Genomic DNA, 21,482 nt, shown 5'->3' with positions numbered 1-21,482 from the left:
GCAGATGGCCACCTTCGAGCGCCCGATGCCCGTCAAAACCCCCACCAGCACGCCGTTTTGGGACGCGCTGGCGCAGCACCGGATCGTCATCCAGTACTCGCCCTCGCTGGGAAGCTACGTGTTCTACCCGCGGGTGCGGGCGCCGCGCACACTCGCCGACGATCTGGAGTGGCGAGAGATCTCCGGCATGGGAACGTTGTATTCCTTCACCGTGGCGCGCCGGCCGGTCAGCCCGCACTTCGCCGACGCCGTGCCGCAGCTGCTGGCCATCGTCGAATGGGACGAGGGGCCAAGGTTTTCCACCGAGATGGTCAACGTCGACCCCGCCGACCTGCGGGTGGGGATGCGGGTGAAGCCGGTGTTCTTCGACTACCCCGAACACGACGTCACGATGCTGCGGTACGCACCCGCCGACTGACCTTGCCGAGTGTGCGGCGAGCCGCACAGTCGAGCCCGAACGTGCGGCCAGCCGCACAATCGGGCGGGAGGGACTAATAGTCACCATGTCGTCCGCGGCCGAGACCCGAGGCTGGCGGGACGCCGGCCGCAATTCGTCATTGTGATGCAACCGTTTAACCGCGGCCGCGATCTGGCGGACACGGTTGACACTGTGATCGGCGCCATTATCTACTAGTCACTACGGCGGCGAGGAGTGCGGCATGAACAAGGACGACTTGATCCTGATCAGCGTGGACGATCACATCGCCGAGCCGGCTGACATGTTCGACGCGCACGTCCCTGCGAAATACAAGGACCGCGCCCCGCGCGTGGTCGTCGAACCCGACGGCATCCAGCAGTGGTACTACGGCGAGGTCCGCGGGCGGAACATGGGCCTGAACGCCGTGGCGGGAAAGCCGCGGGAGATGTACAACATCGACGCCTCGCGCTACGACGAGATGCGGCCCGGGTGCTTCAACGTCGACGAGCGGGTCCGCGACATGAACGCCGGAGGCCAGCTGGCCGGCCTGAACTTCCCCAACTTCACCGGCTTCTCCGGCCAGGTCCTCAACCAGGGCCCCGACCGTGACGTCAACCTGGTGATGATCAAGGCCTACAACGATTGGCACATCGACGAGTGGTGCGCGGCCTATCCGGGCCGCTTCATTCCCTGCGGCATCCTGCCGCTGTTCGACGTGGCCGAGGCGGCGAAGGAAGTCGACCGCCTCGCCAAGGAGGGCTGCCACGCGGTGACGTTCTCGGAGAATCCAGAGGCGTTGGAAATGCCCAGCATTCACACCAAATACTGGTATCCGCTGTTCGAGGCGGTCTGTGAGAACAAGACGGTGCTGTGCACGCATGTCGGCTCCGCGTCGCGGTCTCCGCAGGTGTCGACGGATGCCCCGCCCAGTGTGCAGATGACGGCGTCGTCCATGATGAGCATGTTCACGTTCACCGAGCTGATCTGGGCCGAGTTCTGGGCCGACTTCCCGCAGCTGAAGTTCTCCCTCACCGAGGGTGACGTCGGCTGGATACCGTACTTCCTGTGGCGGGCCGAGCACGTCTACAACCGCCACTCGGGGTGGACGCTGGCCAAGTTCCCGCCTGGCTACAGCGGCCCGGCCGACGTCTTCAAGCGGCACTTCTACACGTGCTTCATCAGCGACAAGGTCGGCGTGCGCAACATGGACTGGTTCAACGAGGACATGCTGTGCTGGGAGTCCGACTTTCCCCATTCCGACAGCAACTGGCCGTTCGCGCCCGAGGATGTCATCGCGACCATGGGGCATCTCGACGACTCGGTGATCGACAAGATCACCCACGAAAACGCCATGGCCGCCTACTCGTTCGACCCGTTCCGGCACATCCCCAAGGAACACGCCCGCGCCGGGTATCTGCGCTCCCAGGCCACCGACGTCGATGTCGTGACGCATGTGGGGCGCCAGGCGAGCCAGCGTGACCGCGACGCGTGGACCCGGATGACCCAGTTCGCGCTGCAGGCGCAGGTGACGGCGGAAGCCGGCGGCATTGCGGGCCGGGCCACCACCCTGGGCAACTGAACGTGTCGCCCCAAGCGCCGTTCGCGGGCTGGCGCGTCCTGGAGTTGTCCAACGGAATCGCGGTGTCCTATTGCGGAAAGATGTTCGCTGACGCCGGCGCCGAGGTGGTGAAAATCGAATCGCCGGACGGCGATTCCCTGCGCGCGCGGTCGGCCGGCGGCCCACCCGGCGCGCTGTTCGGCTATCTGGCCGCGGGCAAGAAGTCGGTGACCAACAGGGGCCAGGCAGAGATCTCCGCGCTGCTGGCCGGCGCTGACATCGTCCTCACCGACCTGACCGACGGGTGGGCCCTCGACAAGATCGGTTCCCATACCGGCCCTTCGGCCGTGGTGGTCGCCGTGACGCCGTTCGGCACGGCCGGCCCGTACGTCGACGATCGGTTGGCCGCCAACGAGTTCATCCTGCAGGCCCTGTGCGGCTCGACCGCCGGTCGCGGCTGGCCAGAGGACGAGCCGGTGCAGGCCGGCGGCCAACTCGGTGAGTGGTTGGCGGGCACATTCGCCGCCGCCGTCGGCGCGGCGACCGCCCGGCATGCGGCGCATAGCGGCCGCGGGGAAATCATCGACGTCTCGACGTACGAGGCGATGGTGATCGCGATGGGTGGCCTGTCCGCCATGTCCGCCAGCGTGCTGGGCGCGGATTCCCTGCTGGGACAGCGCAGTTTGGAACTGCCGTCGATCGTCCCCACGGCCGACGGCATGGTCGGCTTCTGCACCATCACCGCGCAGCAGTTCCAGGACTTCCTGGTGCTGATCGATCGCGCCGATCTGCTCGACGACGCCGAGCTGGCGTCTTTCGACGGCCGCGTCGCCCGCCGCGACGAATTCGTCGGCATGGTCACGCAGTGGACGCAATCCCGGACCACGCAGGAGATCGTCGACCTCGCGGTCGCTTTCCGAATCCCGGTCGCCCCCATCGCCACACCCGAGATGTTGCCCACCATCGACCATTTCGTGCAGCGCGGCGTTTTCGTCGCGTCCGATGCGGGCGTGTTGCAGCCCAGGGTGCCGTATCGCAGCGACGCGATGGAAGCCGGACCGCCCGGGCGGGCGCCGCTGCTCGGTGCGGACAACGGCCGCGTTCACTGGCCGCCACGGCCGGCCCCGCCGCCGGGTGCCGACAACGACGCACTCCCGCTGGCCGACACGCGGATCGCCGATTTCACCGCCTTTTGGGCGGGGCCGGTCGCCACCCAACTGCTGGGCGCCCTGGGCGCCGACGTGATCAAAGTCGAGGGCGTCCGCCGGCCCGACGGGATGCGGTTCTCCGCCGGCCGCCCACCCACCTGGGACCAATGGTGGGAGTGGGGCCCGGTCTTTCTGTGCAGCAACAGCAACAAGCGCGGCGTCAGCGTCGAGCTCAACACCGACGCGGGACGGGCCGTCGCGCTGGAGCTCATCGCCGCAAGCGATCTCGTCATCGAGAACTTCTCGCCCCGGGTGATGACGAACTTCGGTCTGGACTGGGATGCCGTGCGCGCGGCCAACCCCCGCGCCATCATGGTGCGGATGCCCGCGTTCGGTCTCGACGGGCCGTGGCGCGACCGGGTGGGCTTCGCCCAGACGATGGAGCAGGCCACCGGCATGGCGTGGATGACCGGACACGCCGACGGCCCTCCGGTGATTCCCCGCGGTGTGTGCGACCCGATCGCAGGCCTGCACGCGGCCTTCGCCGCCGTGGCGGGGCTGGTGGTGCGTGACCGCGACGGGACCGGGATGCTCGTCGAATCGACGATGGTGGAGGCGGCTCTGAACGTGGCCGCCGAAATGCTGGTGGAGTACTCCCGTAACGGAATCGAGATGCGCCGCAACGGGAATCGTGGCCCCGGCGCAAGCCCGCAGGGGGTTTACCGCTGTCTGGGTGAGGACGACTGGGTGGCGCTCGCCGCGACGGACGACGCCGCCCGCACCTCCCTGGCCAGGCTGCTGGTCCAACCGGATCTTCGCGCCGGTGACTGGCTGGAGCACCCGGACGAAATCGACAAGCTCATCTCGGACTGGACGGGGCGCCGGTCGGTGGCCGATGCGGTCGAAGCGCTGCGCGGCGCCGGCGTGGCCGCGGCGCGCGTCACGCCGGCCCCGGAACTCCTGCGCGACCCACACCTGCACGCGCGGGGCTTCTGGGAAACCGTCGACCACCCGGTCGCCGGTTCCTTCCTGTGCACGGGAATGCCGTTCGCGTTCCTCGGCCGACCGCGGCGCTGGATCCGCCGGGCGCCGCCCCTGTACAGCCAGCACACCGACGAGGTCCTGACGGACGTGCTGGGGCGCAGCGCAGCGCAGTTGTCCGCGCTGCGGCAGTCGGGGACCACCAGCGCCCGGCCGGCGGGCCTGTGACGTGGCGGTCACCCTGTGCGTGCCACCCCGGGCCGGCGAATTGTGCGCACCGGTGCGCTTTTTGGTGCGCGAGGACTCGGTGGTGATGGAGTTGACCGCCCGGCACCGCATCACCAGCGTCGAATGGGACGAGCGCGAGCGCGCGGTGGCGATGGTCGTCGAGATCACCGACCCGCAGACGGCCCGGCCCGTGGACGTGCGGATCGATGTGGTCGACGCCGGCGCGGCGCCCGCCGACGCCCGAACCACGACGATCGGGACCATCACCCGCGACGGGCGACCGTACGACGTCGTCGGCACCTACCTCGGTGTCGTGGCGGACGAAAACTAAACGCGAAGGATCACAGAAGTGGCAGGCACACAACGCACCGCGGCGATTGTCGGCGTGCACAACACCCGCCAGGGCCGCCGCCTGGACGGCGAGACCTCGCGCAGCCTGGCGCTGGCGGCCATCCGGGGCGCACTCGACGACGCGGGCCTGCGCCTCGAAGACGTCGACGGTATCAGCGCGGGGCCGCTGTCCACGGCGCTCATCTACGACCTGCGCCTCGGCCCGGCCTGGCAGGGCCTCGCCTTCGGCGTCGGCATGATCACCGAGGCGGTCACCGCCATCGAACACGGCATGGCGGACGTGGTGGTGCTGGTGGCCGCCCAGGCCGGCGAGTACCGCGACCACGAGGCCACCGCGCCGTGGACCCGGCCCGAGAACGAATTCGTCGCGCCGTGGGGCATGTTCACCACCGCCGAGTTCGCGCTCATCGCGCGCCGGCACATGCACACCTACGGCACGACGCGCGAACAACTTTCGATCGTGGCCGCGACCATCCGCAACAACGGATCGCGCAACCCCGAAGCCGTCTACTACCAACGCGGACCCTTCGCGCCCCACGACATCACCGCATCCCGGCCCATCGCCGACCCCTTTCACCTCCTCGACTGCGCCACCACCTCCGAAGGCGGATGCGCACTGGTCGTGGCCAACGTCGAAAAGACCGACCGCGCAAGCGAACCGATCTACGTGCTGGGCAGCGGCGCCGACTTCCACGGCCCGTCCTACCAGCACCCCCCGGCGTGGGACCTCAGCGGGCGGCGGGACCGACATGTCAATGGCGTGGTCGGCAGGCGCGCGGCCGAGCGCGCGTTCGACCACGCCGGGCTGCGACCCGCCGATGTCGACGTGTTGGAACTGTACGACCCCTTCTCCTTCGAAATCATCCGCCAGCTCGAGGCTTTCGGGTTCTGCGGCGAAGGCGAGGGCGGACCGTTCGTCGCCGACGGCCACATCGCCATCGACGGCAGCCACCCCATCACGACCGACGGAGGAACCATGTCGTTCAGCCACGCGGGCTCCAATCCGCAGATGATGCAGCGGGCCGTCCGCGCCGTCCAGCAGCTACGCGGCCAGGCGGGCGAGCTTCAGGTTCCCGACGCGCACATCGCGTTGTGCAGCAACGGGGGAGCGGGGGCCTTGTTCACCACACTGCTGATTCTGGGAGACGAACCGCTGTGACTTCCGATGCCCTGCGCCCGCAAGCCGGCCCCGTGCCCCACGCGAGTAGCCACCTCAGCGTTCCGTTCTGGGAGGGCTGCCGGTCCGGCGAATTGCGGTACCAGCGCTGCGAGGCCTGCGGCCTGGCGAACTTCCCGCCGACCGAGCATTGCCGCCAATGCCTTTCGGCGCGGGTGCCTTGGGAGCGCAGCGCCGGACTGGGCGACATCTACAGCTGGACGGTGGTGCACCGTCCGGTGACCGCGGAATTCGAACCGCCCTACGCGCCCGCGATCGTCACGCTGGACGAGGGGTACCAGATGTTGACCAACGTCGTCGGCGTGGCGCCGGAGGAGTTGCGGATCGGCATGCGCGTGCGGGTGCAGTTCCACGCCGTCGGCCCCGATGTCACGCTGCCGTACTTCACCGGCCAGAAGTAGACCAATCGTGAGCCCCCGGCGCACCAGCAACGGCCTCCCGGTAACCGCCTACCTCGTGCTGGGTGTGCTGGCCGCCAACGACGAGCAGCTCACCGCCGGCGAGATCAAAATGCGCGCCGAGTTGTCGGTGGGCCACTTCTACTGGTCGCCGTCGGTCAGTCACGTGCGGCGCGAGCTGAACCGCTTGTTGGCGCGCGGCATGGTGAGCGAAATCGGCGCCCAATCCGGCAAGCGGGCGATCACGCTCTACGAGACCACCGATGCCGGGCTCGACGCCCTGCGCCGGTGGGTGCAGCACTTCCCGGGCGAGGACCAGGTCGTCATCAAGCACCCCGTCATCCTCAGGACCTGGCTCGCCCGTGGCGAGGACCCCGAACACATCGTCGACACGTTGGACCGGCACCTCGAGGCGACCCGGGCGCGGCTGGACGAGGCGTTGTGGTCGCGGCAGCGGTCGCGCGAACTCGGCATCAGCGACGACCCGGACCAGCGCTTCTCGTTGGCGGTGCTGGACTACGCGATCCGCGGCTTGTATGCGGAGATCTCCAACATCGCGCAGTTGCGTGACGAGATCGCCGCCGGCACAACGCGGGATCCGGTCAGGCGGGTGCGACGGTCGAAGGGCCAGATCCGCCGGCGGGTGTCCGGGAGTCAGAGCTAGGCGTCGCGACGGCATAGGCGGTCCCGCGTGGTTGGCGTTCCCACAGCACTTCCCCCGCGGCGATATCCGTTCCTTCGGCGATCAGTTGACGCTTGAGCACTTTGTGGGTGGCGGTGCTGGGCAGGTCGGCGGCGATGCGGACATAGCGCGGGCGGGCCTTGGGGGACAGGTCCGGCTGCGCGTCGAGGAACGCTTCAAAGGAATCGGCGGCGAGGGCGTGCCCTTCGTTGAGTACGACCGCGGCCATCACCTGGTCGCCGACGCGCTCGTCGGGAACGGCGTACACCGCGACGCGGTTGATTGAACTGTGCCGCAACAGGATCCGCTCGATCGGCGCGGCCGCGAGGTTCTCCCCGTCCACCCGCATCCAGTCGGCGGTGCGGCCGGCCAGGTATATCCAGCCCTCGGAGTCGCGGTAAGCGAGGTCGCCGGACCAGTACATGCCGTGGCGCATGCGCTCGGCGTTGGCGTCCGGGTCGTTGTAGTAGCCGGTGAAGAAACCCGAGCCGGCCGTGTTGACCAACTCACCCACGGCGTCGTCGGCGTTGGCCAGGGCGCCGTCGGCGTCGAAGCGGGCGACCGCACACTCGGTGACGGTGTCGCTGTTGTAGATCGCCACCCCGTCGATCCCCTTGCCGATCGAGCCTTTCGGCGTGCCGGGTTCGCGGATCACGATGACCGCGTTCTCGGTGGAGCCGAAGCCATCCTCGACCTGGACGCCGAAGCGCCGCGCGAACTCCTCGATATCCTTGTCGTTGGCCTCGTTGCCGAACGCGACCCGCAGGGGATTGTCGGCGTCGTCGTCGCGCTCGGGCGTGGCCAGGATGTAGGCGAGCGGCTTGCCCACGTAGTTCATATACGTCGCGCCGTAGTGGCGGACGTCGTCGAGGAAGCTGCTCGCCGAGAACTTCGCCGGCACGATCGCGGCGCCGGAGACCACCGCGGGTGCCCACCCCGCGACGACGGCGTTGGAGTGGAACAGTGGCATCGACACGTAGCAGGTGTCCTGCTCGGAGAGTGCGAAGCGCTGGACCAGGTTGACGCCGGCGAACGTCGCCATTAGGTGTGATACCTGCACCGCCTTGGGGTTTCCGCTCGTTCCCGACGTGAAGATCATCATGAACGGGTCCATCGCGGTCACCTGTCGGTGCGGCACGAGTTCGCCGGCGTCCTTGACGAATTCGGTCCACTGCGGCGTCGAGGTGTCGAGGATCTGCGTTCCCTCGAGGTCCAGGCCGTCGAGCAGCGGGCGGTGTTCGGCGTCGGTGATGAGGAACTGGCAGTGGGCGCGCCGCACGTCGGCCGCGAGCGCCTCGCCGCGCCGGGTGGTGTTCAGGCCGCAGAGGACGTAGCCGCCGAGGCCGGCCGCCGCCATCTGGCTCAGCATCTCCGGGTTGTTTCCCAGCAGGGCGCCAACGTGCATCGGGCGGTCTCGGTCGGCGGCCGATATCAGGGCTGCTGCGCGCGACGCCGATGCCGCCAGGTACTGACTCCAACTCCACTGCAGGGCGCGGTGTTTGACCGCGACCCCCGGATCGGACAAGCGCTTCTGCAGCAGCGCCTGAATCGTGTCCTCAGTCATCGGTCGGAATCACCTCTACTATGCCTGGTCTTCTGCGAGACGAGACGGTCCGTCTTATGGTAGCGACGGCCGGGCGCCGGCTCGTTATCCGCCCACCATCATCAGGCCGCCGTCGACCGCCAGCAGCTGCCCGGTGATGAATCCCGAACCGGGCCCGGCCAGAAAGACCAGCATCGGGCCGAGATCCCGCGCGGGGTCCCCCAGCGTCCCGCCCAGGGGAATCATCATCTGCATCTGCTGATCGATGAACGCGCTCGCGTCGGGGCCGAGGAATTCGCGCAACCGATCGGCGCCGGCCGTCTGCACCGCCGGCGCCAGCGCGTTGACGGTGACCTTGTCCACCGCCCACGCTTTGGCGGCCGACCGCGTCCATGCCTGGACCGCACCCTTGGTGGCGGCGTAGACGGCCGAGATCGGGCTGCCCATCACGGCTTCCGACGAGCCGAAGTTGATGATCCTGCCGCCCTTGGGGTCTTGGTCCTTCATGACGGCGTAGGCGGCCTGATTGGTGAGGATGGTCGCCTTGACGTTGGTGTCCAACAGAAACGCGATCTCGTCGACGCCGATGTAACCGGGAATCCCGGCCTGCCACAGCCCCGCGGCGTTCACCAAAACGTCGAGTCCGCCCATGCCCTCGGCGGCTTGTCGCACCATAGCCGAGACGGCGTCGGCGTCGCGCACGTCGCACTGCAGCCAGCTGGCAGCGAGGCCGTCCGGCGGCGGCGTCTGGTGATAGGTCGCAGTGACCTCGGCCCCGGCGTCGCCGAGGGCCCCCACGGCGGCCGCACCGATGCCGGTCGCTCCGCCGGTGACCAGGATCCGCCGGCCCCGCAGCGGTGGCGTCGTGTCTGACATGCGCAAGACGCTACCGCCGGCGGGGCGGGCGGCTACGCGCGCACCGCGATCGTCGACAAGAGGTCGGCGAGCCGGTCCGGCTGGTCGATCATCGAGAAGGTTCTGGCGCCGCCGATGACCTCGAGGCGGGCGTTCGGGATGGTGGCGGCCAGGCGGGCCCCGTCCTCCTGCTCGAAGAACACGTCGTCGGCCGACCAGGCGATGAGGGTGGGCTTGTCGAACTCGGGCAGGCGGGCGGCCACGGCCGTCGTCACTTCCGTGCGCATCGACAGCGTGAACTGGCGCAAGTCTTCAGCGATGCGGGGGTCGGACAGCCCCGGTCGCACCCACGCCTCGGTGAGGTCGTCGATGTTGCGGTGCGCCAATCCGTCGAACGCGCGCTTGCGCGCCACCGGCACTCGCATGGCCTGGGAAACCGCCCGGAACGTCGTCTTCGACTTGGCCGCCAGGATCACCGGCTTGAGGATGGGTGGCGGAAAGTGTTCGAACGCATCGCAACTCGTGAGCACCAGGGCGCCGAGCCGCTCGGGGTGGTGCACGGCCACGAGTTGCGTGACGACCCCGCCCGTGTCGTTGCCCACCAACACCACGTCCTCGAGGTCGAGCGCGGTCAGCACCTCGGCGACCATCCCCGCGACACCGGTGATGGTCCGATCGGCGCCGCGGCGCAACGGCTCGGGATGCGCGCCCAGCGGCCACGTCGGGGCGATGCACCGCAGCCCGCGGTCGGCCAGGCGTTCGCTGACCTGGCGCCACAGCTGGCCGCCCATCATGTACCCGTGCACGAAAACGACCGGCCGGCCGCTTTCGGGTCCGATTGCTTCGTAATGGATGGTTCCGGCACTAATGTCGATCGTCGACATAGAGAACTCCTACCTCGGGATACATTTACAAACAGGCTGTCTGTTCGTAAGTTACCAACAGGTTGTATGGAAAGCAAGAGACGGACTCAGGAAGAGCGCTCCGCGGCGACCCGCGACGCGCTGATCGCCGCCGCCCGCAAGTTGTGGGGGCTACGGGGTTACGCGGAGGTCGGAACGCCCGAGATCGCGGCCGTCGCGGGGGTTACGCGCGGCGCGATGTACCACCAATTCGCCGACAAAGCAGCGCTTTTCCGCGAGGTCGTCGAGGCGGTCGAGCAGGACGTGATGGCGCGGATGGGCACCCTGGTGGCCGAGTCGGGTGCGACGACACCGGCGGACGCGATCCGTGCGGCGGTCGACGCGTGGCTGGAGGTTGCCGGGGATCCGGAGGTGCGTCAGCTGATGTTGCTGGATGCCCCGAGTGTGTTGGGGTGGGCCGGTTTTCGCGACGTCGCGCAGCGTTACAGCCTGGGCATGACCGAACAGTTGATCACCGAGGCGATCCGGGCCGGCCAGTTGGCCAAGCAACCGGTGCGGCCGCTGGCGCACGTGCTGATCGGTGCGCTCGACGAGGCGGCCATGCTGATCGCGACCGCCGAGGATCCGAAACGCACGCGCCGCGAGACGCGGCAGGTGCTGCACCGACTGATCGACGGCATGCTTACGGGGTCATGAGGCACTGAACCGATGGGGCCACCAGCTCCGCTCCCGTAAGAGGGTCGCGAGAGCGGGAACGGTGAGTGTGCGGACGACGAACGTGTCCAGCAGCAGCCCGCAGCCGATCACGAATCCGGCCTGGACCATCATGTCGAGCGATCCGATCATGAGTCCAAACATGCTGGCGGCGAAGATCAGGCCCGCCGACGTGATCACGGAGCCGGTACTGGTGACGGTGCGGAGCACGCCGACACGCAAGTTGCCGGTGGACTCCTCGCGTAAGCGGGAGATCACCAGCATGTTGTAGTCGGCGCCGACCGCGATCAACAGGATGAAGGCCAGGAGCGGGACCGGCCAGGCGATGGCGTGGCCGAAACCGTACTGGAACAACAGCACTCCCAGGCCCAAAGCGGCGAAATAGTTCAGCACGACGGTGCCCAGCAGGTAGAGCGGGGCGACCACGGAACGCAGCAGCAGGATCAGGACGACGCCGACGATCAGCAGGGTGGCGGTGGCCAGCCGGGTGAAGTCCGCGGACAGCATGTGTTGGAGGTCGGAATTGACGGCGGTGAAGCCGGCCATGGAGATGGAGGTGCCTTCCAGCGAGGTGTTGGGCCGGGCGGCGTTCGCCACTTCGGTGATCTTGCGGTCCAGGGCCATCGCGTCAGCGGAGTAAGGGTCGTACGAGGATGCGACGGCGAATCGGGCGGTGCGCCCGTCGGAGGAAATGAAATGCCTTGCCAGGTCGCTGAATTGCCGATTCTCAAATGTCGACGGAGGTAGGTAGAACCCGGAGGCGGCGTCCGATCCCGAGGTGGCGCGAGCGGCGTTCTGCAGCTGGGCGGCGACCTGGCCCATGCCCCCGAGTAGCCGAATGTTGCTGTCGGCGAGGGTATGTACCCCGTCGGCCAGCGCCTGCGCGCCCGCGGCGAGTCGGCTGACGCCGCCTTGCAGACGGTGGATGTTGCCGATCAGGTCCGCGGGGTCGCCGGTCGCGCCGACCGTCCGCTGCATGGTGGTGGCGGCGTTTTGGATATCGGTGAGTGTGCCGGCAAGGGTGGCCGTTTGGCTGAACTGATCGCTGAGTCCGGCCACCTGGTCGAAGAATCCACCGTTGCGCAGCGTGACGAGTACGCGGGTTTCGTCGCGCAGTTGCGCGCACTGTGGCGTGGTGGCGCACCAGGGTGAGGCATTGAGGCCTTCGACGAGTGGTTCGATCGCCGCAATGGCGGCGGCGGCTTGTTGGGCCAGGGGCCGCAATCCCGCGCCGGTGTGCACGGCTTGATCGACGGCGGGTGCGGTTGCTTTGAGTTGTTGCAGCAGGGGCCGCGCGCCCTGCAGCTGTTGACCTCTGCTTCCGGCTTGGTCCAAGAGATCGGTCAGGGGTGTGAGCGCGCGCCGCAGCGTGGTGTCGAGTTGGCCCAAGCCGGCCGCGAGTTGGTCGGCACCGTTGGTGAGCTTGGCAAGGTCGTCCTTGTGGGCTTCGCCATCGGCGACGGCATCGGCCATCTTTTCGCCGATTTGCCCGTTCTGCCATGACAATTGCGCTTGATCGAGCCGGTTCCCGGTGGGGCGGGTGACACCCGAGACGCGAGTGACCCCGGGTAGCTGGGCGACCCGCGAGGCCAGCGCATCGAGGTCGGCGAGGCCTTTGGCGGTCCGCATGTCGGTGCGGGATTGCACGAGCAGAAATTCGTTGATGGCGGTGTCTTTGGGGAAATGCCGATCCAACAGCTGATAGCCCTGATTGCTGGGGGTGCTCGCGGGTTGTCCCTTGCGGTCGTCGTAGCTGATCGTCATGGTGGCCACGACGCCGGCCAGGGCCAGCAAGACCACCAGGCTCGCGGCCAGCACCGGCGTTGGTCGTCGTACCACCACGACGGCGATCCGGTTCCAGTACTGGCGAGATAAGTCGGCGCGCGGCTCGGCGATGCCGCGTTTTGCCGCCAGCGCCAATAACGGCGGGAGCAGCGTAACGGTGGCCAGGAATCCGATCAGCACGGCAATGGCACATGCGGGGCCAACACCCTGGAAGACGCTCAGGCGAGCGAACACCATGGAGGCCAGCGCCAAAGCGACCGTCGCCGCTGAAGCCAGGATGACGCGCCCGATGCTGCCGCAGGCATGAATGATGGCCTGTTCGGGGGCATTTCCACGCCGTCGTTGTTCGTGATAGCGACTGATCAGGAACACGCTGTAGTCGGTGCCGGCGCCCAGCAGAACCGCGGTCATGAACGCGATGGTGAATTGCGAGACCGGAACGCCGAATTCACCGAGTGCCGACAAAACGCCTCGGCCGACGGCCACGCTCGCGCCGATCACCAATAGCGGCAACAGGGCGGTGGCGACCGATCGGTATACCAGCAGCAGGATGAGTCCGATCAGGGCGGCGGTCGCGATCGAGATGAGCAGCAGCTCGTGTTCGCCTGAGCCGATCTGATCACGGAACGTCGCGGCCGGGCCGGTGACGCGGGCGGTGGTCGATGACCCGGTGACGACGGAGGACACGTGCGCGCGCACGGCGTCGACCGACTCGGCTGCCTTTGGGTCACCCAGTGTGCCGGCGATCCCGATCGGCAGGAACCACGCCTTTCCGTCTTTGCTCACCGCGCGGCTTCTGGTGGTGGGCTCGGCAAGTAGATCCTGCACCAGCAGAACGTGAGTTTTGTCGGCGCGCAGCGCGACCACGAGGGCGTCGTAGCGTTGCCGCGCGGGTGGGGTCAGCCCGGCGGGGTCTTCCATCGCGATGACGATCGAGGTCTTCGCACCCCGCTCGTCGAACGCCGCCGCCATACGATCGAGCGCTTGAAACGACGGCACGTCACCGGGCAAGAGCTGGACCGACTGCTGGCGCACGACCGTCTCCAGCTGGGGGAAGGCGATCGCGAGGATCGCAGCCACGCCGATCCATGTGCCGATCACCCATGCCTTGCGCCGGACGGCAAGTCCGCCCAACGCGGCAAGACGCGCACTGTATTCACCGGTTCGCTCAAGCTGGGGCTCGGCCCGGCGGGGCGCGCCAACCAAACCCGTTCCCGAAAAGATCCCCCGTTGCACCGCTCCCCCTATGATTGGTTGGTGAAACAGTTCACCAAACCATGTTGGTGAGATCCTTCACCAAAGTGGGGTGCGGGCGCAAGTCCGTGAGCCAAACGAAAAAGGAGCCGGTTCTCGAATGGCAGTGCATCGTGGCCTAACCGCTGATCAGCGACGTGAACAGCGCCGCGGGCAGCTCATCGAGGCTGCCTTCGACACGATTGCCGAGCAGGGGGTGAACAATCTCCGGGTGCGGGCCGTCAGCGCGAGCGCGGGGCTCAACGACCGTTACTTCTACGAGAGCTTCCGCGACTGCCACGAATTGCTGATCGCGACTTTCGAAGACCAATTCAGCCGCGCGTTGACGGGGATCATGGCGACGGTCGCGGAGTCACCGCACGAACTCGAGGCCCGCGCCCGCGCCGTCATCGAGTTCGCGTTCGGCTTCATCGACGAAGATCCGCGGCGCCCGCGGCTGCTGATCGAGCTGCAAACGGCCGAAGCGCTCGCCGGGCGTCGGGACGAGGTGATCGACGTCCTCACTCAAGTGATGGTCGGGCAGGTACGGGCACTGCTCGGTGCGGCCGCCGGTACCGACGACAACGTCATGCTGACCGCGCTGACGGTGGTCGGCGGCCTTCTCGAGTTGATCACCCAGTGGTACCGGCGCGAAATCAAGGTCAGTCGACCTCAGCTCATCGAGTTCATGACGGCGCTGGTCGTGACAACGACGGATATCGCCGGCGCGCTCGAACGCCGACTCACCGCGGAGGATCTTTAGGCACCGCGAACGGCGGCGACACCCGCGATGACGCCCTGAATGAGCCGGTCGAGATGGTCGGCGCTGTCGACGGCCGGTTGCCCCGCGACGAACGTCATCATGATCCCGTTGATGAAAGCCAGCGTGGCGATCGCCTGGTCCTCGATCAACGCGGGCGCGGGCGCGCTCTCCGCGGGATGCCATTGGGTGACGACGTCGCGGGCCAGGGTGTAGAGCAGTTTCGCGGATTCGCCGAGGGCAGTGGCCAGTTCCCCGTCCCGGCCGGCGAGCAACGCGAGCTCGTATCGGGCCTTGGCGCGGGTCAGCCAGGGCTCGCTGTTGACGTACATGACGATGCGGGCCAGCCCCGCGGTGCCGGTGAATTGCGCCGCCGGATCGTCGGCGAGTTCGGCCATTCGGGAGAAGTCGGCCACATCGAGTTCGGCCAGCCGGGCCGCGATCGCGTGCAGCAGCGCCTTGCGGGTCCTGAAGTAGAACGACGCGGTGCCGGCGGGTACGCCGGCGTGATCGTCGACCCTGGGATGGCTGACCCCGTGGACGCCGTTAGTCCCCAGCAGTTCGATCGCGGCGTCGGCGAGTTGGCGGCGCCGTTCGGGCGCGTTGTGCTTTCGACGTGCAGCGATGCGTCCAGTCTAAAACTGACCGCAGTTGGGCGCGGGCGGTTCTCCGTTGAATCGGGCGGCGATCCACTGCATGGCCGGCTCGCCGTCGACGAGCATGGGCAACGCGTGGTTGATGACGAGCTTGTCGAGGAACGGTGGCTCCTCGTTGGTCCGGAACTCGACGTCGGCGTCCTGGGCGCACCAGTCGCGACCGAGTTGGTTGGCCGCGGTCCACGGCACCAGCGGGTCGTAGCGGTTGCTGTCGATCAGCACCGGCGCGTTGGGCTTGTAGCGCCCGATCCGCTGGTCCTCGAAGAGGGTGTTGAACGGCTCCTCGTTGACCAGTTGTTTGATGTCTTCGGTGAAATAGGGCTGGATATGGCGAAACATGAAGTCCAGCAGGGTTTGTCCGACGCACTGGCGCGAGACCGACTCGAGCATCGCGAGTCCGCGGGGAGTCATCTTGGAACGGATGACGTCGGCGAACTCGGGATAGGCGGCCATGACGCTGTTGAGCGCGTACCCGACGACACCGACCAGCGCGCTGCCATCCGCGTACGGCAACAGCTCCTTCAGGTTGGCCGGCGGGGCCCCGGCGTAGGTGCCGACGATGTGGAGTTCGGGGGCATAGCTCGACGCCAGCTCGGCCGCCGACGCGGTGGCACCGCCGCCCTGCGAGTAGCCCCAAAAGGCCACGGGACCAAGGGGATCCAGCGAAGTGTCGGGGAGCTTCATGGCCGCACGGGCGGCGTCGAGCACCGCCTGCCCCTCGGCGACGCGGCCCACATAGGTGTGCATGGAGTTGGTGCCGAGGCCTTCATAGTCGGTCATCACGATGGCGAAACCGCGCGCCACCATCGTGGCGACGAACAGCTCCTCGTAGTTGAACATGATGTCCCAGCCGCCCGAATAATGGATGCCCTGGTTGAACATTCGCGACGGCGCGCACTGGTTGCCTTGGCCCTGGGTGCCGGGTGCGTAGCTGATCAACGGCCGTGGTCCGCTGCCCGGCGACGCGTTGTAAGGCTCGAAGTATGTTCCGGTGACCGCGATCGGGTTGCCACGAGTATCGGTGCTGCGGTACATGATTCGGGTGCCGGTGGCCATGATCGCGCCCAGCTGGCCGGACGGCTCGAGGACCAGTCGCGACGGTTCGGTGCGTATCAGGTCGCCCGGCCGGCCGGGCGGCAACGGGTCGGGTGGGGTGTAGAACTCCGCGTACCGCGGTTCGTCCCCGCCGTCGGCGTGCGCGGTGCCGGCACGACCGAGACCGACCAACGCTGAGGCGAATATCAGCAGGACGGCGAAAGTTCCCCCAACCCGGCGCATCACGGAACGGTAACAACCGGGCGGCGGCCAGGGAAGGCAAATCTCTAAATTTTTAGAGATTCGGCGACGCCTAGCGGTGGTTCTGGGCGAAGAACTGCCAAATGGTATCGGTGGCGTCCAGCGCCGTCGAGGGTGGCGGGATGCCCGCGAGCTTCGCGGCGAGGGGGCTGGGTTCACTGCCCGGCCATTGATGGCCTGCGCCGGCCACCGAGATCAACTCCACGGTGCGTCCGTCCGCGCAGGCGGCGATTTGCGTCGTCACGTCACCGGTGGTGCTCGAGTTCGGCGCTCCGCAGGCGTCAATCGCGCGCCAGGTGGCATTCACGGACTGCGCCGACGGCCCGTCGACGCGAGCAGTTCCGTTGAGCGCGAACGCCTTTCCAGGCCCGCCGTCGTAGGGCACTCTGTCGTCGGCGGTGCCGTGGATTTGCAGCACCGACGCGCGCCGCGCCCGGGAGCAGTCGGTCAGCATCGTGCCCGCCACCGGGGCGATCGCGGCGAACACGTCCGACTGGCAGCCGAGCCGGAGCGCCATCATGGCTCCGTTCGACATGCCGGTGACATACACGCGCGCCCGGTCGATGGGCATCCCTTGCTCGATGGCGCCAACCATGGTCGTGATGAAGCCGACGTCGTCCGCGCCGACGCGCTGCGGTTCGCCGCAGCACGTTCCGGCGTTCCAGGCGCGGTTGATGCCGTCGGGGTAGGCGACCAGGAAATGCCCGGCGTCGGCCTCGGTGTCCCAGTGGTAGGCGCGCTCGGCCTGCTGGCCCGTGCCGAAGCCTCCGTGCAGCATCACCACCAGAGGGGCCGCATCGGTCAGTCCCTGCGGCCGGTACAGGTGATAGGTGCGGCTCACGCCGCCCGACTCGACGCTCTGGGTGGATTGCCCGACCGGGATCGATTGCGAGCCGGGCGTTCCCAGCGCATGGCCGCCGCCCAGGCAGCCGCCGGGCACGACGGCCAGAACGGCGACGAGGCAAACGCTGAGAGCCCCGGCGCGGCGCGATCGCATGACGCCATCGTGGCAGCCGCTGGGGATTTTGACAAGTCACTTGTCAATTGTGCTGCGGGTGGCACACTCTTCGCATGCGACGCCCTCTGCATCCGGACTGGCAGCCCACCGTTCCCGCGCTGGTGAACCTGGTGGCGGCGTCCGGTGCGCCACGGTTGCGGGCGGCGTTTGCCGCGGCGGGACTCGACGGGATCCGACCGGCCCAGGCGGTCGCGCTCGTACCGTTGGCGGCCGGTGGCCTGCACGCGTCGGATCTGGCCGATCGGCTCCAAGTGAGCCGGCAGGCGGTCGCCCAGGCGATCACCGGACTGGAGCGACACGGCTACGTCACCCGAGTCCCCAACCCGCTGGACGCGCGAGCCCGAATCATCGAGGTGACGCCACGCGGCCGGCAAGCGTTGCGGGTAATGCGCTCTAGCGCAGTCGAATTGGAGCGGCAGTGGGAGCAGGTCCTAGGGCATCAGCGATTGACCACGCTGCGTGAGTCCTTGCAGATGTTGCTCGCGGCTCAGACCGAATCGGCGGAAGAATAGCCGCCGCCGAAATTCCCATGTCTTGATCGTCGCCGACGGCCTAGGCTCGACCCAAGACAGTGAACAGGAGTCGCCGTGCCCATCTTCATGGTCGAGCGCAACTTTGCCGAGGAACTGGAGCCCGGTCTCGAGGTTGCCGACGGTATCAATCGGATCAACGACCTCGAGGGCGTTCGCTGGATGTACTCGTTCCTGTCGGCGGACAAGCGGAAGACCTACTGCCTGTATGAGGCGCCGTCGCCGGAGGCCATCAGGTCCGCGGCGGCGCGCGCCGGCCTGCCGGCCGACTCCGTCGTCGAAGTGAAAGAGCGCATGATGCCGGACGGGGCGCTGTCCGACATCTGAGGGCGCTAGCCGAGAAGCTCGTGGTCGGCCGCATACATCGCCGCCTGCGTGCGGTTGGCGGCGCCGGTTTTGATCAGGATGTTGCGCACGTGGTTCGCGGCGGTGTTGGTGCTGATGAAGAGGCGCTCGCCGATCGCGCGATTGCTCAACCCCTCGGCGAGCAGCCGCAGCACCTCCACCTCCCGTTCGGTCAGGCCGTCGGGACCCACCGAACCCGCGGCCAGGACCGAATCCGCCAGGTCGACGACGCGGGTCTGCCCGATCGCAGCGGCGATGGCGCGCGCCTCGTCGGCCAGACGCCGGGCATCCTCGGTGCGACCACATGACGAGGCGAACAACGCGTGCCGGGCCAGTGTCTCGCTGACATGCACCACCGAGCCCATCCGGCGGTCCATCTCGATCGCGGCGACGAAGTGCCGCTCGGCAGAGGCACCGTCTCCGCAGAGCGCCGCCATCCGGGCCAGATATCGGTCGGCGCTGCCGAACAGCGCGACGAACTGGCCGGCCACCAAATTCTTTCCGGCATAACGCGAGACGAATGGGCGCAGCGCGTGGACCGCTTCGCGGTGGGAAAGCCCTAACGCCGCCTCGACCATGAACACCAGTTCCATCGGCCACTGCGCATCCTCGAGGCGGTCGCCGAGGTTGCGGTTGAGCAACTGATTGAGCGCACGGTTCATGCCGCGTTCGCACCGCAATTCGGTGTAGAGGGCAAGCAGCCCGGGCACCCAGCGGCCGGTGAACGTCTCACTGCCGTCGATGAAGCCCCCGAATCTTTTCAGGTCGCCGGTTTCGCGGCGGATCATGAACATTTGGACCCCGTTCGAGCCCTCGGTGTCGTCGGCGCCGAACAGATCGCCTGTGCGCAAGGCGATGTCGGCCCATCGTTCGGCACCGGCGAAGTCACCGCGCAGGTAGGCCAACGCTTGTTCGATGCACGCGCCGACAAAGCCGAAGGCGGCTTGACCGCAGCTTTGGGCCGCGCGCCGCATGTCGGCGGTCGCGACGGCCAGGCCGTCGGGCCGGCCGGCCAGGTAGCTGACCATGGCGTGGAAGTGTGACGCCGCACCCAACGACTCGTAGTCGCGGCGTGCTAGCGCCATGTGCGATACCTCGGCGGCACGCTCCGCCTGGATTTCGCTCATCTCCGGGGTGAGGCCTTGCCACAGGCTCGTCTTCAACGTGTGCAGCAGCACCCCCTCGTCGCCGACGGCCCGCGCGCGCTCGATCGCGTCGGCGCCGACCTCGCGGGCCCGCTCCGCCTCGCCGGCGAAGGCCAGCGCGCGCCCGAAGCTGCCGAGCGCCTGCACGTAGCGGGGGTCATCGGCTTGCAGCCCGCACGATTCCAGCGCCGACGCCAGCAGGTCGGCCGCCTTCGAAGTCGACTGTCCGGGGCGCCAATTCGCCTCCTCGTAGCCGACGGCAGCCTCCAGCCGCATCAGCGGGTCGTCCATCGCGCCGATGCGTTCGTAGATGCCCCGCGCCCGCACGAAGAAGCCGGCGCGCACATGGTTGGCCGCCGCGTCGAGGTGCAGCCTGGCCCGCTCCGCGAGGCTGAGCTCGGGAAGCGAGGCGGCCCGTTCGAACCACTTGGCCGCATCCTCATAAGCCAGGCTGTGCTCGGCCATCCGGGCCGCCCGGCGCGCATACCGCAACGCCTGCTCGTGGTAGCCGAGCACGTGCGCCATCAGGAAGTGGTTGGCCAAACGCGGAACGAGCGATGGGTCGGCACGTCCCTCCAGCGCCTCGGCGGCGCGCGCGTGCATGATCCGCAGCCGCGATGCCGCCATCCCGCCGAGCACCGATTCCCGGGTCAGCGCGTGCACGAACGCGAATTCGCCGTCGGAGTCGTGCACCGCGCGGACCAGCCCGACCGCCTCGGCCGAATCGATCGCCGCCAGCGTCGCGCCGACCTCCGTCTCGCAGGTCGAGATGAGCGCCGGGAGGTCGAACGTCTGGCCCAGCACCGCCGCCTGCTCGATGACCGCGCGCACGCCGGTCCCCAGCCCGGCGAGGCGGCGGGCGATCGCGTCTCCGATGGACCCGGGGACCGTGTGCTGCGTGCCCAAAGTGGCCAGCCCGCCGCGGATTTCGAGGTCGTTGACCAGTTCGGTCAGGAAGAACGGGTTGCCGCCGGTCCGCTCGCGCAGCAGCGCGGCGGCCGTGCGCACCGAGGCCGGGGCCAGCTGCTGGGTTCGTGCGACGAACTCGGCGATCGCCTCGGTGTCCAGGCCCGCCAGGTCCAGGCGCCGCACCCCGTCGAATCGGTGCAGCTCGGCCAGCCGGGTGGCCAGGTCGTCGGACCGGTCGGGCTCGGTCGTGCGGAACGTGACCACCACCAGAACGCGCACATCGGCGCAGCCGATCAGCACGTGCTCGAGCAGCGCAAGGGTGGGGAGCTGCGCCCAGTGCAGGTCGTCGAGGATCAGGGCGATCGGGCGATCGACGGCCAGACGGCGCAGGAAGCCGGTCAACGCGTCGAAGAGGGCCTGCCGCGCCGACCCGACGTCCGGGGCCGGGCCGTCGTCGGGCAAATGCCGAATCACTTCCGGCGAGAGCCGTCGCAGCTGCGGCCCCGCGTCGCTCAACGGTTCCGCCATCGAACCCGGCGGACCGGCGATCAGCAGCCGGTCGAGCGCTTCGGCGAACGGCGCGTAGGGCACGTCTTCGTCGGCGGTCGAACTTCCCACCAGCACCGCGACGCCGTGGTCGAATAGCTTGCCGGCCACCTCCGCGGCCAGCCGCGTCTTGCCGGCCCCGGGCTCGCCGCCGATGAAAACCGCCTGGCGATTACCCCGCTCGACCCGCCCCCAGGCCTGCTCGAACACCGCCAGTTCCGCATCGCGACCCACGAGCGGGCCCCGGCGGCGAGCGATCAGTTCGGCCGGGAGCGGGGGCGGCACCCACTGCGCCATGCAAACAAGGTAGCCGCGTCGGTATTGGTCGGTCGATAGTCAGATG

19 protein-coding genes are annotated in these 21,482 nt (G+C 68.2%); 11 read left to right on the top strand and 8 right to left on the bottom strand.

All coding sequences use genetic code 11. From position 1 onward, the window contains the following. The first annotated feature begins 4 nt into the window (after positions 1–4). The 7 genes from A5773_RS11410 to A5773_RS11380 all read left to right on the top strand — a co-directional run bounded on the left by A5773_RS11410 (position 5) and on the right by A5773_RS11380 (position 6,923). Positions 5–418, top strand: a complete 414-nt coding sequence (locus tag A5773_RS11410; RefSeq protein WP_066951239.1) for a Zn-ribbon domain-containing OB-fold protein — start codon at positions 5–7, stop codon at positions 416–418. A gap of 241 nt (positions 419–659) precedes the next feature. Further along, complete coding sequence (locus A5773_RS11405; protein ID WP_066951242.1) at positions 660–1,997, top strand: amidohydrolase family protein; 1,338 nt, start codon at positions 660–662, stop codon at positions 1,995–1,997. Positions 1,998–1,999: 2 nt separating this feature from the next. After that, positions 2,000–4,333 carry a CoA transferase gene (locus tag A5773_RS11400; protein WP_066951247.1) on the top strand — a complete coding sequence of 778 codons (2,334 nt, stop codon included), beginning with the start codon at positions 2,000–2,002 and terminating at the stop codon, positions 4,331–4,333. A 1-nt stretch (position 4,334) separates the two neighbouring features. Further along, entirely contained in the window at positions 4,335–4,664 is a 330-nt protein-coding gene (locus A5773_RS11395) for a hypothetical protein (RefSeq protein WP_066951250.1), read from the top strand. 18 nt (positions 4,665–4,682) lie between these two features. Beyond that, entirely contained in the window at positions 4,683–5,843 is a 1,161-nt protein-coding gene (locus tag A5773_RS11390; RefSeq protein ID WP_066951255.1) for a thiolase family protein, read from the top strand. Continuing rightward, positions 5,840–6,262, top strand: a complete 423-nt coding sequence (locus A5773_RS11385; protein WP_066951259.1) for a Zn-ribbon domain-containing OB-fold protein — start codon at positions 5,840–5,842, stop codon at positions 6,260–6,262. Before A5773_RS11390 ends, A5773_RS11385 begins: the two co-directional genes overlap by 4 nt. A 7-nt stretch (positions 6,263–6,269) precedes the next feature. Next, positions 6,270–6,923: a PadR family transcriptional regulator gene (locus A5773_RS11380; protein ID WP_066951263.1), complete on the top strand. Its 654-nt coding sequence runs from the start codon at positions 6,270–6,272 to the stop codon at positions 6,921–6,923. Here the strand turns inward: A5773_RS11380 and fadD1 are convergent. From fadD1 to A5773_RS11365, 3 genes are all read right to left on the bottom strand, one after another. After that, the gene (fadD1, locus tag A5773_RS11375; protein ID WP_067266325.1) at positions 6,862–8,505 is read right to left on the bottom strand and encodes a fatty-acid--CoA ligase FadD1; all 1,644 of its coding nucleotides are present in this window, start codon (positions 8,503–8,505) and stop codon (positions 6,862–6,864) included. The genes A5773_RS11380 and fadD1 overlap by 62 nt on opposite strands. A gap of 84 nt (positions 8,506–8,589) precedes the next feature. Beyond that, positions 8,590–9,360: an SDR family NAD(P)-dependent oxidoreductase gene (locus A5773_RS11370; protein ID WP_066951272.1), complete on the bottom strand. Its 771-nt coding sequence runs from the start codon at positions 9,358–9,360 to the stop codon at positions 8,590–8,592. A 32-nt stretch (positions 9,361–9,392) separates the two neighbouring features. Further along, entirely contained in the window at positions 9,393–10,223 is an 831-nt protein-coding gene (locus tag A5773_RS11365) for an alpha/beta fold hydrolase (protein WP_067266322.1), read from the bottom strand. Positions 10,224–10,289: 66 nt separating this feature from the next. On the opposite strand from A5773_RS11365, the gene A5773_RS11360 reads away from it, so the two are divergent. Beyond that, entirely contained in the window at positions 10,290–10,898 is a 609-nt protein-coding gene (locus A5773_RS11360) for a TetR/AcrR family transcriptional regulator (protein ID WP_067790958.1), read from the top strand. Here the strand turns inward: A5773_RS11360 and A5773_RS11355 are convergent. Beyond that, positions 10,893–13,907: an RND family transporter gene (locus A5773_RS11355; protein WP_082948201.1), complete on the bottom strand. Its 3,015-nt coding sequence runs from the start codon at positions 13,905–13,907 to the stop codon at positions 10,893–10,895. The genes A5773_RS11360 and A5773_RS11355 overlap by 6 nt on opposite strands. A 148-nt stretch (positions 13,908–14,055) precedes the next feature. Here A5773_RS11355 and A5773_RS11350 point away from each other — a divergent pair, with 148 nt between their 5' ends. After that, on the top strand, positions 14,056–14,697 hold the full coding sequence (locus A5773_RS11350; RefSeq protein ID WP_066951283.1) for a TetR/AcrR family transcriptional regulator: 642 nt from the start codon (positions 14,056–14,058) through the stop codon (positions 14,695–14,697). Here A5773_RS11350 and A5773_RS11345 read toward each other — a convergent pair. The 3 genes from A5773_RS11345 to A5773_RS11335 form a co-directional block, all read right to left on the bottom strand. After that, positions 14,694–15,254 (bottom strand): TetR/AcrR family transcriptional regulator, encoded by a 561-nt coding sequence (locus tag A5773_RS11345; protein ID WP_067790954.1) that lies wholly within the window; start codon positions 15,252–15,254, stop codon positions 14,694–14,696. The two genes, A5773_RS11350 and A5773_RS11345, sit on opposite strands and share 4 nt — an antisense overlap. Before the next feature lie 75 nt (positions 15,255–15,329). Next, complete coding sequence (locus A5773_RS11340) at positions 15,330–16,628, bottom strand: lipase family protein (RefSeq protein ID WP_067790951.1); 1,299 nt, start codon at positions 16,626–16,628, stop codon at positions 15,330–15,332. 70 nt (positions 16,629–16,698) lie between these two features. Then, complete coding sequence (locus A5773_RS11335; RefSeq protein ID WP_066951290.1) at positions 16,699–17,643, bottom strand: PHB depolymerase family esterase; 945 nt, start codon at positions 17,641–17,643, stop codon at positions 16,699–16,701. 74 nt (positions 17,644–17,717) lie between these two features. Between A5773_RS11335 and A5773_RS11330 the strand changes: the two genes are divergently transcribed. Further along, positions 17,718–18,176 carry a MarR family winged helix-turn-helix transcriptional regulator gene (locus A5773_RS11330; RefSeq protein ID WP_066951294.1) on the top strand — a complete coding sequence of 153 codons (459 nt, stop codon included), beginning with the start codon at positions 17,718–17,720 and terminating at the stop codon, positions 18,174–18,176. 75 nt (positions 18,177–18,251) lie between these two features. Next, positions 18,252–18,521 (top strand): DUF4242 domain-containing protein, encoded by a 270-nt coding sequence (locus A5773_RS11325; protein WP_066951298.1) that lies wholly within the window; start codon positions 18,252–18,254, stop codon positions 18,519–18,521. A gap of 5 nt (positions 18,522–18,526) precedes the next feature. Here A5773_RS11325 and A5773_RS26700 read toward each other — a convergent pair whose 3' ends face one another. Further along, positions 18,527–21,436, bottom strand: coding sequence for a helix-turn-helix transcriptional regulator (locus tag A5773_RS26700; RefSeq protein ID WP_066951301.1), 2,910 nt, complete (start codon positions 21,434–21,436; stop codon positions 18,527–18,529). Between the last annotated feature and the right edge of the window lie 46 nt (positions 21,437–21,482).

Source organism: Mycobacterium sp. 852014-52450_SCH5900713 (assembly GCF_001667075.1).
GTDB lineage: Bacteria > Actinomycetota > Actinomycetes > Mycobacteriales > Mycobacteriaceae > Mycobacterium.
This window is presented reverse-complemented; position numbering and strand designations above follow the sequence as displayed.

Bases quoted from the DNA above. Each gene is read 5' to 3' on its own strand.
- A5773_RS11410 (WP_066951239.1), top strand. From the start codon at position 5: ATGGCCACCTTCGAGCGCCCGATGCCCGTCAAAACCCCCACCAGCACG.
- A5773_RS11405 (WP_066951242.1), top strand. From the start codon at position 660: ATGAACAAGGACGACTTGATCCTGATCAGCGTGGACGATCACATCGCC.
- fadD1 (WP_067266325.1), bottom strand. From the start codon at position 8,505: ATGACTGAGGACACGATTCAGGCGCTGCTGCAGAAGCGCTTGTCCGAT.
- A5773_RS11370 (WP_066951272.1), bottom strand. From the start codon at position 9,360: ATGTCAGACACGACGCCACCGCTGCGGGGCCGGCGGATCCTGGTCACC.
- A5773_RS11365 (WP_067266322.1), bottom strand. From the start codon at position 10,223: ATGTCGACGATCGACATTAGTGCCGGAACCATCCATTACGAAGCAATC.
- A5773_RS11360 (WP_067790958.1), top strand. From the start codon at position 10,290: ATGGAAAGCAAGAGACGGACTCAGGAAGAGCGCTCCGCGGCGACCCGC.
- A5773_RS11350 (WP_066951283.1), top strand. From the start codon at position 14,056: ATGGCAGTGCATCGTGGCCTAACCGCTGATCAGCGACGTGAACAGCGC.
- A5773_RS11340 (WP_067790951.1), bottom strand. From the start codon at position 16,628: ATGCGCCGGGTTGGGGGAACTTTCGCCGTCCTGCTGATATTCGCCTCA.
- A5773_RS11335 (WP_066951290.1), bottom strand. From the start codon at position 17,643: ATGCGATCGCGCCGCGCCGGGGCTCTCAGCGTTTGCCTCGTCGCCGTT.
- A5773_RS11330 (WP_066951294.1), top strand. From the start codon at position 17,718: ATGCGACGCCCTCTGCATCCGGACTGGCAGCCCACCGTTCCCGCGCTG.
- A5773_RS26700 (WP_066951301.1), bottom strand. From the start codon at position 21,436: ATGGCGCAGTGGGTGCCGCCCCCGCTCCCGGCCGAACTGATCGCTCGC.